Origin of the sequence: Psychroflexus torquis ATCC 700755, assembly GCF_000153485.2 — a bacterium.
GTDB lineage: Bacteria > Bacteroidota > Bacteroidia > Flavobacteriales > Flavobacteriaceae > Psychroflexus > Psychroflexus torquis.
This window is the reverse complement of the sequence record NC_018721.1, coordinates 2539933-2554156: the sequence shown is the minus strand read 5'-3', so window position 1 is coordinate 2554156 and position 14224 is coordinate 2539933. Positions and strand designations below refer to the sequence as shown.

14 protein-coding genes are annotated in these 14224 nt (G+C 33.9%); 10 read left to right on the top strand and 4 right to left on the bottom strand.

The features are described from left to right. Positions 1 to 17 precede the first annotated feature (17 nt). From P700755_RS10860 to P700755_RS10830, 8 genes are all read left to right on the top strand, one after another. Positions 18 to 308: a hypothetical protein gene (locus tag P700755_RS10860; RefSeq protein ID WP_015024717.1), complete on the top strand. Its 291-nt coding sequence runs from the start codon at positions 18 to 20 to the stop codon at positions 306 to 308. 95 nt (positions 309 to 403) lie between these two features. Next, complete coding sequence (locus tag P700755_RS20995; RefSeq protein WP_015024716.1) at positions 404 to 532, top strand: hypothetical protein; 129 nt, start codon at positions 404 to 406, stop codon at positions 530 to 532. 11 nt (positions 533 to 543) lie between these two features. Then, the gene (locus P700755_RS10855) at positions 544 to 1032 is read left to right on the top strand and encodes a hypothetical protein (RefSeq protein ID WP_015024715.1); all 489 of its coding nucleotides are present in this window, start codon (positions 544 to 546) and stop codon (positions 1030 to 1032) included. A gap of 134 nt (positions 1033 to 1166) precedes the next feature. Beyond that, positions 1167 to 1556, top strand: coding sequence for a hypothetical protein (locus tag P700755_RS10850; RefSeq protein WP_015024714.1), 390 nt, complete (start codon positions 1167 to 1169; stop codon positions 1554 to 1556). Between the two features lie 5 nt (positions 1557 to 1561). Next, complete coding sequence (locus P700755_RS10845) at positions 1562 to 1987, top strand: hypothetical protein (RefSeq protein WP_015024713.1); 426 nt, start codon at positions 1562 to 1564, stop codon at positions 1985 to 1987. A 10-nt stretch (positions 1988 to 1997) separates the two neighbouring features. Then, positions 1998 to 2204: a hypothetical protein gene (locus P700755_RS10840; protein ID WP_015024712.1), complete on the top strand. Its 207-nt coding sequence runs from the start codon at positions 1998 to 2000 to the stop codon at positions 2202 to 2204. A 10-nt stretch (positions 2205 to 2214) separates the two neighbouring features. Beyond that, positions 2215 to 2421, top strand: a complete 207-nt coding sequence (locus tag P700755_RS10835; protein ID WP_015024711.1) for a hypothetical protein — start codon at positions 2215 to 2217, stop codon at positions 2419 to 2421. 864 nt (positions 2422 to 3285) lie between these two features. Further along, positions 3286 to 4617, top strand: coding sequence for an ADP-ribosylglycohydrolase family protein (locus tag P700755_RS10830; protein ID WP_015024709.1), 1332 nt, complete (start codon positions 3286 to 3288; stop codon positions 4615 to 4617). 673 nt (positions 4618 to 5290) lie between these two features. Here the strand turns inward: P700755_RS10830 and P700755_RS10825 are convergent. Beyond that, complete coding sequence (locus P700755_RS10825; RefSeq protein WP_015024708.1) at positions 5291 to 5821, bottom strand: hypothetical protein; 531 nt, start codon at positions 5819 to 5821, stop codon at positions 5291 to 5293. A gap of 365 nt (positions 5822 to 6186) precedes the next feature. On the opposite strand from P700755_RS10825, the gene P700755_RS10820 reads away from it, so the two are divergent. Next, entirely contained in the window at positions 6187 to 7221 is a 1035-nt protein-coding gene (locus P700755_RS10820; RefSeq protein WP_015023751.1) for an IS630 family transposase, read from the top strand. On the opposite strand, the gene P700755_RS10815 is transcribed toward P700755_RS10820, so the two are convergent. The 3 genes from P700755_RS10815 to P700755_RS10805 all read right to left on the bottom strand — a co-directional run bounded on the left by P700755_RS10815 (position 7205) and on the right by P700755_RS10805 (position 13404). Beyond that, positions 7205 to 7429, bottom strand: a complete 225-nt coding sequence (locus P700755_RS10815; RefSeq protein ID WP_015024707.1) for a MerR family transcriptional regulator — start codon at positions 7427 to 7429, stop codon at positions 7205 to 7207. The genes P700755_RS10820 and P700755_RS10815 overlap by 17 nt on opposite strands. Before the next feature lie 79 nt (positions 7430 to 7508). Next, positions 7509 to 8801, bottom strand: a complete 1293-nt coding sequence (locus tag P700755_RS10810; RefSeq protein WP_003440253.1) for a tyrosine-type recombinase/integrase — start codon at positions 8799 to 8801, stop codon at positions 7509 to 7511. Between the two features lie 3886 nt (positions 8802 to 12687). Beyond that, complete coding sequence (locus tag P700755_RS10805; protein ID WP_015024706.1) at positions 12688 to 13404, bottom strand: sulfite exporter TauE/SafE family protein; 717 nt, start codon at positions 13402 to 13404, stop codon at positions 12688 to 12690. A 125-nt stretch (positions 13405 to 13529) separates the two neighbouring features. Here P700755_RS10805 and P700755_RS10800 point away from each other — a divergent pair, with 125 nt between their 5' ends. After that, positions 13530 to 13964, top strand: coding sequence for an Lrp/AsnC family transcriptional regulator (locus P700755_RS10800; protein WP_015024705.1), 435 nt, complete (start codon positions 13530 to 13532; stop codon positions 13962 to 13964). Positions 13965 to 14224: the final 260 nt, after the last annotated feature.

The following is a 14224-nucleotide window of genomic DNA, read 5'->3' as shown; positions in this document are numbered from 1 at the left end:
TAAAAAAATTCATAAAAATGAAAAAAATATTATTAGTAATGGTAATGGCACTTGGAACAACTTTTTTAATGTCATTTACAAATATAGAAAGTGAAATAATAGAACACGAAGTTACTTTAGAATCTAAATTTGATGAAGGATTTAAAGATGGTTATTGCGAAGGTTGGAAAGATGTAAAAGGAAAATATGCTTATTGTCCATACCCACCATATCCACCTTACCCAGAATATCCACAAAGTTCAGACTCTTACAGAGATGGTTATAACACAGGTTTTAAAGCAGGAATGAAAGCTGCAAGAAAAGATTAATTTTATTATCTGACTTCTTATAAAATAAGGAGTCAGATATTTATATTGTCTAAAAAAATACAATATTCCAACTTGTCTTAAACCTAATCGAAATTATGGAAGGAAGTTTAAAAGAAAAAATAACTAAAATATATTCTTTACTATCTAATGAACAGAAGGAAAAAGATATTATTGAATTGGAAAATAATTCTCAAAATCTTTATAAAAATATTAAAAAACTTTAAATAAATTATTTATGAAAAAATTAATCTTTATAACGCTTTTTCTTATTTGCAATATTGGCTTTTCTCAATATGATATAAAGACAGTAAATAGACCAGATGGAGTAACTATGAAATATTTTAGTCCAGCTCCTGTCGTCATTGCTGATTCACACGAAGCTGGATTGTCATTATATAAAAATGTTAAGACCAAGCAATATTTTTTAACAACAACTGTCTTGTTCAAAAAACAATCTCCATCAAAATTATCAGGAAATTTAGTTATTCAGACAGTCGGAACTGAAGGCTTATCTCTTTCACCTGTTTGGCATAAGTTGATAAATATGAATGGCCAAAACGTAGCAACATCAATGTATTTATTAACAGATAAAGATATAGACCAGCTTAAAATTAACGAAATAAAATTAATTAGTTTTAATGCATATGACCAACTTGTTGGTTTAAATCTTACAAAAAATAAAGATTTATTAATTATTGAGTTGTCTAAATTATCACGGCTGTAATTACGAAAATATGATAAATTATAATTGCAATAATCATAACTCATACATTTATTAAAAGCGGAATTGATCTTTTCAATAAAGAGCAAGATATTCGAGACACGTTGGCAACAAGCTGAAAAAATTAAAAAATAGATATGTTAGATAATTTATGGAATGATATTTTAGATTGGTTTGAAGATAGAAGTGTAAGGTCAAATCTAGTCAGGAGTTTTAATTCATCTGCTAAAAATGCTTTTATAAGTGGGGTTGCTCCGACTCTTTTAAAAGCTGAAATATCAAAAGGTAACAGAAAATACAAACATCAATTTTCTAATTGGACGAACACAGGCTTTAGAATACAAGCTTTTGCTGGTCGTCAGCTAAGTAAAAACGAATTAATTAAAATTGCAAAAGTTGTAATGTCAGATGAAGTATTGGTACGTAGGTTAATAGTTCTAGGTTGGGACACACTAGAAGTACAAACAGATAGCGGAAATTACGGGGTGAGATTTCAGTTAAAAGACCATTTAGCTTTGCCAAAATAAAAAAGATGAATATAATTTTAATAATGCAGAATAGTTTAGAAGCCGCTAAAAAGGCTATTAAAACAAGTAATATAGAATCTAATGAGGAAGTTAATTGGTGGTTTTGGCTTGTTATTATACAATTTGTAATTATCTTATATTTAATTTTTAAACCTAAACTAACCAAAAAACAATCTTTAAAGCAAAAATTAAAAAAAGAATCACTGGACAACCAAATAGATTTTGACAATATAATAAACAGTTCATTTAATTCTAATGAGGTTTATGATAAACTAAAAATTAAATGTCATCCTGACCGTTTTCCAAATGATAAAGAAAAAAATACAATTGCTGAAAATCTATTTCAAGAAATAACAAAGAACAAAGACAATATAAAGCGATTGCTTGAATTAAAAGAAAAAGCTAAAGAAGAATTAAATATTAACTTTTAAATTTTTTATTATGGAACAACTTGTGGGATTAATAGTATTAGTAGGACTTTCAGCATTAGTAGGTCAATTAGGTAAAAAAAGGAAAATTGGTTTTGGATGGAGCTTTGCTCTTAGTGTGTTTTTATCTCCAATTATAGGTTTAATAATAACTCTATTTTCTAAGAAAAAAGATGTTGCCTTTGTCGATGTTACTAAGGATGAAACTGATAATATATAAAAATTGAGATATGAAAATTATAGGAATAATTTTAATCATTATTGGTGCAATAAATGTTATTACTGGTTTTGCAGGTCTCACTTCAAATTATGCTGACCAAGCAATTAGTAGTATTGGGTTTGGTATAGGCTTTATTGTTCTTGGTGCTTATTTAATAAATAGAGCAAAAAAGAAAAAGGAGGAAAAGGAAGAAAAAGACAAATGGGAAAACGAATAGCAAGCCAAACCCAGAAAATTGGCTACAAGCAATTTGGGGTGTATAAACGAAAGGCTAAGCCCAAAGCGAAGGTGAGTGCTAAACTAAAAAGTTAGGGTGGTAAATCCCCCAACTGCTCATAGTGTGCCAAGAATCAACCATGGCAATAAATAAAATGGTTGAATGCTGTAATTAAGATGATGGTAGGTCCATCAGAGTCGTTGTATAGGCGATGGCTCTAAACCCCCTAAAGGTGCTGTTGTAAAGAGCCCCGAAGCCTCGGGGGTGCTGAGCGTTTAGGAGAATCCAATCCACGAGGTTGGCAAGGTGTGAGTAATGGAGTTGAACGAAAGTAAACCACTGACGAGGTGTCGAGAAGTTGCTATTTTCAGTCAAAAGCTACGGAGTATGATACGGAGTGAAAAGTAATGTTAGCAATAACATTAATTACAGAGATAACCTATTTATTTTCTGTAAGGCTGGCGTCATTCAGGTGGCAAGAACTTTACTTGGGCTTAATTATGGAACTTGGGAATCTGCTTATAGATGATAGACTTGTATAAGGCTACCGTATTAGGATTCGCTACAAGTCAAAGGGAAATATTCAATCGAAACAATCGAGAGATAGAATACCGAAGTTATAAGCAGAGGCGGACTCATTCGTAGTAGTGTTGAAGGTTGTGTAATGGAACTGGAGCAAAGGGATGGGCTAATTTTAATTTACAATTTGCCAACTTGATAAAGGATGAGCTTATATTTGTAAATTAAATTAGAAGAGCCGTGTGAGGGGAGATTTTCAAGCACGGTTCTGTGAGAGGCTTGGGGTGAAATCCCTTGGTCTACTCGACCACATCACGTTATGCGTAACCATAAAAAGACGACCAGATGAAAGAGTATTCAGGATATGACACAAAGATGAATGGACAACTTATTGATGATTTGCGAAGAACGAAAAACGCAAATACACTTTACGTTACGCATTACTACTTTGCTTTAAATGACAGACAAGATTTAATTTTCTATTACAACCCTCAACATTATTGGGACAGACGACCAATTAATCAAATTGATAAAAATGTTTGGGACTATTTAGAACACGAAGCTGCAATATTCATGAATTTTGACCCAGACAAGGAAAGCAGCAGTAAAGCAATACACAACAAAACTTCTCACAGTACCTTTTTTCCTGAAACACCAAAAATTGGTAACCACTATTCTTGTTTAGGTAGTAGAATTGTTTCACACCATCGCCATTACTATTTTCTTGGTGATTATGGAGGTTGCTTAAAACTTAATACCAAAGAATTAACAGATTATGATATAACGAACTTGTTGCAATGGGCTGTGATGACAAAAACCCCCCATTACATCAAGTCAATTTCCGAATTAAAATGCTTTAAAACGCCAATTAAATCGAACTCACACACAATAATCGGTGCAGTGATTGGTGATGTAATAGGTTCAGTTTTTGAGTGGAATAATATTAAGACAACAGACTTTAATTTATTCAATCCAAAGTGCGATTTTACAGACGACACTGTCTTAACGATTGCCGTTACTGACTGCATACTCGACAAAAAAGACTTTGCCAAGACTATTTGGGAATATGGTAGAAAATATCGTGGACGTGGTTACGGTGGCAATTTCAGAAATTGGTTGCAAGAAGACAATCTGAAACCGTATGGAAGTTATGGCAATGGTTCGGCTATGCGAGCCAGTGCAGTAGGTTTTGCATTTGACGACTTAGAAACAGTATTGCAATTTGCAAAACAGACAGCAGAAGTAACCCACAATCACCCCGAAGGAATAAAAGGAGCACAAGCTACGGCAACAGCAATATTTCTTGCACGCCAAGGAAAATCAAAACAAGAAATCAGAGACTATATAACTTCAACTTTTAATTACAACCTTGACTTTACGCTTAACGAAATACGACCGACTTATAATTTTGATGTTACTTGTCAGGGTTCGGTTCCACAAGCAATTGTAGCATTCCTTGAAAGTTCGGACTTTGAAAACGCAATAAGACTTGCCATATCAATAGGTGGAGACAGTGATACTATTGCTTGTATTACAGGTGGAATTGCTTCGGCTTACTACAAACATATTTCGACAGAAATACTTGACTTTGTAGTGGACAAATTACCAAATGAATACATAGAGATAATGAATAAATTTGACGAACAATATGACCGAAAAAGAATGGCAAACGCATAACAGCACCTACAAGAAATTGGCGGTTCAGTGCTTAAATGAGGCTTTATGCTTCGTATCAAGTTTTGTGGTAGCAGACAGTTTAGTGCTTCGAAATCGCCAACTTCTTGTAGCTGCAAAACGTTGGCAATAATTAGAAAAAATAATGTAAATACTTAACATAAATATGAATCTATCTACAGGGTTATAAGGAATAAGCCTTTACGATGGAAAAGAAATAACGGATGTTACTAATAAAGAACCTTGGACAAAATAAAAAATAACTGTTGCCAATCGAGTAGACGGGTGACGACTTAAAAGTCGTCACTTCGCTTCTCACACCATCGTAAATACAGGTCTCGTATACGGCGGTTCGCAATCCATCTTTTCAATCGCTCTTTACACCAATTGAAACGATTCCATACTTTTTGAACAGGCTACCTGTTTTCTAGGGAATCGGTCACCCAATAGCAAAAACTATTGCTCCCATCCTAATTTCTGGAAGGATCACGTTCCGTCCTCCCCTACTTGTGAGACATGTCCAGTTTTATACAACTCGTTTCCTGTAGGTACTATGACCTCAGCAGACTTCTCTATTATACCATCCCGTGTTTATATGGATCTCCCCTGGTAATTACACCTTCCCTGCCTTCGAGGGTAGTCAAGTAGGTTCTACTTTTTCTACATAAAACAAATTTTAGGGCGTGGGATTATTAGAGGTGTACCCTCTGTAAAATCCAATTAAAAAATCTACAAGCCATTTTATAGCTAAGAACATAAACCACAATACAGCCATCGAAATACGCCATAAAAATTTAAAAATATTCACGAAAAGACTTAAGGCTAAAAAGATTAATTGAAGCGTAGCTGCATTTTTACCTCTTAACTGTACACCTGCTAATTTAAAACTCGAGTAATTGGGTTTAAATAGATTATAAGAGCCTCTTTTATTTTTTATGGAAGTACTCAAACCACTTTTTGAAACATTAAAGTTGAAAGGACCACTTTCATATCGACCTATAAATTGAAAGTTCCCGCGTTGAAGTCCCATTCTAGCTCCTTTAAATAGTTTTTTATGAAGCCTGACACCATGATTGGTGTTTATGGTAGCTCCATAACCATCTCTTGATAATGTCTTAGTAGCTGAAACCCCTCCTGTTCTGGAAACACGGAGAATCTTACCACGATATTCTATCCTCTTTTTTAGTGGTTTACTATTTTCAGGCATTGATGAATTATTTTTGACTGTTTTTAAAGTTAATAAATTTTCAACTTAAATACTGGTCTGATTTTGTAAAGGTATTATATTTTATAGGCGGTAAAGCCTAAAGTAATTTAGGCTAATTTGTAATCAAACACTATGGCAGGGCAATAGGCACCGACTTTTTTTTATTAAAAATACAAAACTGCAACACATCATAATTTCTAATTTTAATATCTGCTCTGACACCTTGAATTTTTGAGATAAGCCATTAGGTCTTCATGTAAAAAATATATTTTTTTAGAAGGCTTACAATATGCGATTTCATTGTTGTGTATTAACTTCGAATCAATAGTTCTTTATTTATAGTTAAATATTTCGTATATTTATAGATGGAAAAAATAGACTTAAGGAGTGTTTCTGATCAGGAAAGAGGTATAATTCGAAGGGATGCTGTAAAAATGATAAAACGTGGAGATAAAAAAAAAGACATAGCTCTGTTTTACGGTGTTCATGTAAATACTGTTAGAGATTGGTGGAAGCTTTACAATAAAGAAGGTCATAAATCTTTGTCATATCAAAAACGAGGAGTCAAATCAGAAGATCGAAAACTACTCAATAAAGATCAAGAAGCTGCAATCCAAAAAATGATTATTGATGTAATGCCCGATCAACTAAAGTTAGATTATGCTTTGTGGACTACAAGGGCAGTAAGGGATTTGATAGCAAGAGAGTTTAGTATTACAATCGGAAGAAGAGCTGTCGGTAATTATCTCAACGCTTGGGGATTCACGCCTCAAAAGCCAAAAAAGAGAGCTTATGAACAATGTTCCAAAAAAGTTCAAAAATGGTTAGACGAAGAATATCCAGCAATAAAAGAGAAGGCAAAACAAGAGAAGGCAACTATTCATTGGGGGGATGAAACGGGTGTAAAAAACAATAATCATCATGGACGTTCCTATGCTCCAAAAGGAAAAACTCCTGTTAAAAAACATATGTCGAAGCGGTTTTCAATCAACATGATTTCTACAGTTACAAATCAGGGTTTAATTCAGTTTATGATATATAAAGAAAATATGAACTCAGATGTATTTATTCAATTTTTAGAACAGCTCATCAAATCGCAAGAAACCAAAGTATTCTTAATCCTTGATAATTTACGAGTCCATCATAGTAAAGTTGTAAAGAAATGGGCGGAAGAAAATGGCGAAACCATAGAACTATTTTACCTGCCATCATACTCACCTGAGCGAAACCCAGATGAATATCTGAATTGCGATTTAAAGTATGGACTCTCGGATAAACCGGCACCAAAAACACAAGAAAAAATGAAAGAAAATTTAGAGAATCATATGAAAATGCTTCAAAATGATAGCGAAAGGGTAGCAAAATATTTTAAACATGAGAGCATCAAATATGCTGCATAAAATTAAAGATCTTTAAGTGCGAGGTTAATATTAAATTATAAAGGGTTTTTTGCTTCAAGTTTAAAAAGTCTGCTGCTTCACTGAGCGTGTACTTTAATTTACTTTTTCCATTTATTTCAAGATTATCTATCTTTTCCTCTAAGCTTTTTACATATTCCAATATTTCACCAATTTTGGATGGTAACTCATCAAAACTTATATTTTCCATGTCATTCTATTTAATACTTATATGGACATTCATGAAAAAGTTTAGTAGTTTTCAAAAAAAATTACACATTTAATATCTTCTATAAAAGATGTTTTGTTAAATTACTTGAATCATTAGCATCAGTTTTTTTCGAAAAATCTAAAATCTTGTCATTTATCTCTTGAAACGTTTCCTCCTCAAATCCTTTAAAATATAGCATAGTTGTTTCCACTGAAGTGTGTGTTAGTCGTTTACTTACTACTTCAAACCTTACACCTGAAAGTATAGCAATTGTAGCAAAAGAATGTCTTGCCCAAGAAAAAGAAACATTTTCTTGGATACCTATTGAATTAGCAAACTTTAAAAAATGCTGATTAATTTTTCTATTAAAATTTTTTTTCCTTTTGCGTTTTTCCATATCATTCATATCTATGTTCAGAATATCGAAAACGTAATCTTGTGGTTTATCTGGATTGTAGTCACCGTATTGTCTTATAACTTCTTTAGTGAAATCTGTGAGATATACTTTTATGGGAATTCTAGTTTTAACAGTATGAAGTGTTTTCTTTCTCTCAAAATAAAAAAACCCTTCTTCTAAATCCTTATTTTTAATCATGAGAATGTCTTTAAGATTAAGTCCATAGCTGAGGTAAGAAAAAAACCAAAAGTCTTTCGACATTTTTTGATATGGAGTTGCAGATTTTGACTCGTATAATTTTTGAACCTGTTCTTTTATCAATGCCTTTTTAATATTTTCACCTTTTGGTATAATGTAACCGAATTTTCCAAATGGATACTTATCATTTGAGACGGCCCCTTCGTGAATAGCTAGGTTAAAAATAGACTTTAAACACCTTAGATACATGCCTATCGAGCTAGTTGTAAGTAAACCTTTATCGGTGCAATGCTTGTCAAATTTAATCAACCATTTTGGAGTAATTTGATTAAACTCAGGGACTTTATCATTGTTGTATTTCTTTATGAATTTATAGGAACACTGATACTGGTCAGCTGTACCAAGTCCACCACTTTCAGTAAAATCAGTAATCTTCTTATCGTAATAATATTTTAAGTCTTTTTTTTGGGGGCCATTTCCATAGAAAACACTTTTAAATTCATCTTTATCAAACCTGCCCAATTCTAAGATACATGAATCTACACTATCTAGGAATTTTAGCATTTCCATTCTAAGATTTCGAAACTTTGCCTTAGAATTTTTTTTAAGCCACGCTCCTTCAAAGTCGGCTTTTAAAAGTTTGAAGGGTGTTTTAATATAGCATTTATCTTTTGTAATTGAATTAAAAACGAAAAGTCGAACGCTGTGTTGTCCTCGCTTATTTTTATGATTTTTGTTAAGTTCTAAACTAAGTGTAATCGAATCTGTATTTTCCATATCTATTATTTTATGTTGTAGGAGCTTTTTTTTAAAAGTTTAGTGAAGAGTTCAAAAAATATTATTTGTGAATAATTTGTGAATAGGAAAGGAAAATGATGAATAACAGATAGTTTCAAATAAACTATAAATACCTCTAAATGTGATGTATAGGGAATAAACAGATAGTAAGAAGGAATAAGAAAACCATATCCGTCCTGCTTTGGGAGCAGGAGGTCGCAGGTTCGAATCCTGCCACCCCGACCACTAAAAGCCTTACACGAAAGTGTAGGGCTTTTTTGTTTTCTAGAGATTTAAGCTTGCTTCAAAACCGAAGAGAATACAAAAATGCCTTATAAACGCTGTAGGCGTTTTGGCTTTTAATGAGCAACAACCCCATTTTAGGATCACCGACTTTCGGGAGGTAATCCTGCCACCCGACTTAAAAAGCCACTTAGTAAACTAAGTGGCTTTTTTTTATGTTTAAAATTCTTGAAATAAAGATCAAAGTTTCCTCCAATGCTTCAGAGCAGCTTAACAGAAGGAAGATTTGTCATCCTGAATTTATTTCAGGATCTGGCTTAAGCAACAAACTAACGAGATGGAGATTCCGGAGATGAATAGTTAGGTCGTGATGTGTTTATTCGTTGATGCATTGACTGCTGGGAATAGTAATACCAAATTAGACTTATAATGACGCAATAAATCGTTTTACCGATACGAATTCGGCACAGGCTTTTTTCGCCTGCTTTTCATCAAAAATAATTACCGTAGCTAAGGCTATGCTAGTTATTTTTTATTTCAATAAATCAATCAATCAAAAAACCTGTGCTGAGCTACGTCGTAGTATAATTCAATTTATTCATACGGCATTATAAATATAATTTGGTATAATATGGTAAAGTTGTTAATAAGAGATGCTGAAATAAATTCAGCATGACAGAAGGAGGATTTGTCACCCTGAATTTATTTCAGGGTCTGGCTTAAGCAACAAATTACCGAAATGGAGATTCAGGAGATGACTAGTTAGGTCGTGATGTGTTGACTGCTGTGAATAGTAATACAGTGAAGTTGATAATGAGAGATCCTGAAATAAATTCAGAATGACAGAAGGAGGATTTGTTACCATAAATCCGTTTCAGGGTATTGGCTTAAGTAACAAATTGCTGAGATGGTGATTCAGGAGATGACTAGTTAGGTCGTGATGTGTTTATGCGTTGATGCGGTGACTGCTGGGAATAGCGATATAGTAAAGTTGTTAATAAGAGATGCTGAAATAAATTCAGAATGACAGAGGGAGGATTTGTAACCCTGAATTTATTTCAGGATCTGGCTTAAGCAACAAATTACCGAGATGGAGATTCCGGAGATGACTAGTTAGGTCGTGATGTGCTTATTCGTTGATGCGGTGACTGCTGGGAATAAAAATATAGTAAAGTTGTTAATAAGAGATGCTTCAGAACAGGATGACAGAAGGAGGATTTGTCACCCTGAATTTATTTCAGGGTCTGGCTTAAGCAGCAAATTGCTGAGATGGTGATTCCAGAAATGGCTAGTTAGATCGTGATGTATTAATCCGTTGATGCGTTCACTGCTGGGAATAGTAATATAGTGAGGTTGTTAACAAGAGATGCTGAAATAAATTCAGAATGACAGAAGGAGGATTTGTCACCATAAATCCGTTTCAGGGTCTGACTTAAGCAACAAATTACCGAGATGAAGATTATGGAGATGACTAGTTAGGTCGTGATGTGTTTATTCGTTGATGCATTGATTGCTGGGAATAGCGATATAGTGAATTTGTTAATAAGAGATGCTGAAATAAATTCAGAATGACAGAGGGAGGATTTGTAACCCTGAATTTATTTCAGGATCTGGCTTAAGCAACAAATTACCGAGATGGAGATTCCGGAGATGACTAGTTAGGTCGTGATGTGCTTATTCGTTGATGCGGTGACTGCTGGGAATAAAAATATAGTAAAGTTGTTAATAAGAGATGCTGAAATAAATTCAGAATGACAGAAGGAGGATTTGTCATCCTGAATTTATTTCAGGGTCTGGCTTAAGCAAAAAATTACCGAGATCGAGATTCAGAAGATAAATGCTTAGGTCGTAATGTGTTTATTCGTTGATCCGTTGACTGCTGGGAATAGTAATATAGTGAAGTTGTTAATAAGAGATGCTGAAATAAATTCAGCGTGACAGAAGGAGGATTTGTCACCATAAATCCGTTTCAGGGTCTGGCTTAAGCAACAAATTACCGAGATGGAGATTCCGGAGATGACTAGTTAGGTCGTGATGTGTTTATGAGTTGACTGCTGGGAGTAACAATATGGTAAAGTTGTTAATGAGAGATGCTGAAATAAATTCAGCATGACAGAAGGAGGATTTGTCACCCTGAATTTATTTCAGGGTCTGGCTTAAGCAACAAATTACCGAGATCGAGATTCCGGAGATGAATAGTTAGGTCGTGATGTGTTTATTCGTTGATGCGTTGACTGCTAGGAATAGTAATGTAGTGAAGTTGTTAATAAGAGATGCTGAAATAAATTCAGAATGACAGAAGGAGGATTTGTCACCATAAATCCGTTTCAGGATCTGGCTTAAGCAAAAAATTGCCGAGATCGAGATTCAGGAGATGATTAGTTAGGTCGTGATGTGTTTATTCGTTGATGCCTTGACTGCTGGGAATAGCGATGTAGTGAAGTTGTTAACAAGAGATGCTGGAATAAATTCAGCATGACAGGAGGAAGATTTGTAACCCTGAATTTATTTCAGGGTCTGGCTTAAGCAACAAATTGCTGAGATGGAGATTCAGAAGATGACTAGTTAGGTCGTGATGTGTTCATGCGTTGATGCGTTGACTGCTGGGAGTAACAATATGGTAAAGTTGTTAATGAGAGATGCTGAAATAAATTCAGCATGACAGAAGGAGGATTTGTCACCCTGAATTTATTTCAGGTTCTGGCTTAAGCAAAAAATTACCGAGATCGAGATTCAGAAGATAAATGCTTAAGTCGTGATGTGTTTATTCGTTGATCCGTTGACTGCTGGGAATAGCGATGTAGTGAAGTTGTTAACAAGAGATGCTGAAATAAATTCAGCATGACAGAAGGAGGATTTGTCACCCTGAATTTATTTCAGGGTCTGGCTTAAGCAAAAAATTACCGAGATCGAGATTCCGAAGATGACTAGTTAGGTCGTAATGTGTTTATTCGTAGATGCGGTGACTGCTGGGAATAGCGATGTAGTGAAGTTGTTAACAAGAGATGCTGAAATAAGTTCAGCTTAACAGAAGGAGGATTTGTCACCATAAATCCGTTTCAGGGTCTGGCTTAAGCAACAAATTGCCGAGATGAAGATTCAGGAGATGACTAGTTAGTTCGTGATGTGTTTATGCGTTGATGCCTTGACTGCTGGGAATAGTAATATAGTGAAGTTGTTAATAAGAGATGCTGAAATAAATTCAGCTTAAAAGAAGGAAGATTTGTAACCCTGAATTTATTTCAGGTTCTGGCTTAAGCAGCAAATTGCTGAGATGGAGATTCAGAAGATGAATGCTTAAGTCGTGATGTGTTTATTCGTTGATGTGCGTTGACTGCTGGGAGTAACAATATGGTAAAGTTGTTAATGAGAGATGCTGAAATAAATTCTGCATGACAGGAGGAAGATTTGTATTCGAGCGCTCCCATACCGAGATCTGACACATAGGCTAATTGTTCTAATGGTGTTACTTTTTAAATTCCTCTAGGCGTTAACCATTCTTGAAAAATGATATGACCAAAGGTGTCTGGCAACGAATCTGCTATCATAGGCGGCAAGCCTTGAAAGGTACTTCTTAGATATATCATTCTTACTAAGAGTTGATTTGTTGTATGGGAAATACTAATGCCCTGTGGCCACGGTTTTAAACTATAAGAATAAGACCTGAAACACATAAAAGAACCATCAATAATTTTTTAAATCCAGATTCATTAATCTTTATAAAAGTTCGTTTCCCTAAAAATTGAGCAAATAGAAAAACAGGGAAGACCAAGAGTGTCATTTCTAAATGGCTAAATTTCAATATTCCACTTACAGCTAGCGCAGGAACCCGTGTCAAGGTAACAAGCCCCAAAACCCCTATCATAGTTGCTCTTAATGCTTTGATATCTTTTACAGAGTTTTCTATACATATAACATAAAGAGGACCTCCTGTAGAAAATAAACCTGAAAAAAAACCAGCTATAACTCCAAAGCTAATAACACCTCCTTTATTTAACTTTATCTTCTTTTTACCATATAAAACATAAGCTACATATAATAAAATAAAGACTCCAAGTCCCTTTTTTAATACTATAGGTTTTGAATAAGTAAGCAATGTAATTCCTAAAATAACCCCTATTACTGAAGTGATGGCAAGTTTAAAAATTATCTTTTTATCTATATTTTTCCATTCTTTGGTAATTAAAAAAGCACTTGAAAACAAGTAGAAAATTGAGATGTATGCAATTGCATCTTGTAATTGCATGCCCAAGAGAAGAATAGGCAAAGCAATTAAAGACCCTGCAAAACCAATGACTGTTTGGACATAGAACCCTATAAAAACACCGACTGTAAGGATTAAAAGAACTGTTAAATCCATAAAAAAAAGACTATTTATTTAAGTCGAAATTAAACATGCTAGGTTTAATGATAAAATTGATTGAATGGATATAAAGGTATATTTACAAATAAAAAATCTATTTTTGAAATAAAAGAACCGAATCAATGGTTAGCGATCTAGATATTCAAATAATCAAAATATTAAAAAGTAATTCTAGAGCCTCATTTGCGGAAATTGGTCGTAAAATAGCTCTTTCCCCATCTTCCGTACGTGAACGGATTCAGAATTTAGAAGATTTAGGAGTTATAAAATCTTACAACATTCAATTAAACCATGCGATGATGGGGAATGGCCTAGAAGTTTTTATAATGTTAAAAATATTTGATGGGAAGCTTAAATATATCATATCAGAAATCACGACGTATCCAGAAGTACAGGAAGTCTTTAGAATCACTGGTCCTTATAATATACATATGCGTGTAGCACTTCGTGATCAATTGCATCTTCAACAATTTATAGACAAACTCATTACATACGGGAGTCCAACGACACACCTTATACTTTCTGAGCTTAAAATTGATAGTGAAAATTCAGGATGAAACCAATCACTAAACCATTATTTAAGATGCTGATACTTAATAAGTAAAATGAAATATGTTCAACAGCGTATTCAATAAAATAAACAGAAATAGTCAAGACCCCGGATTTTCTGCTTACCAAAATTTATGATCAAAGGGAATCTCAAGGAATAAAATTACTATCTTAACTCTCAAATTTTTAAAAAAAGTGGAGTCCAGACACCACATAAACGGGGCGCAACTGAAAAGCCAAATGAGTAAGACAGATTAATACCAGTATA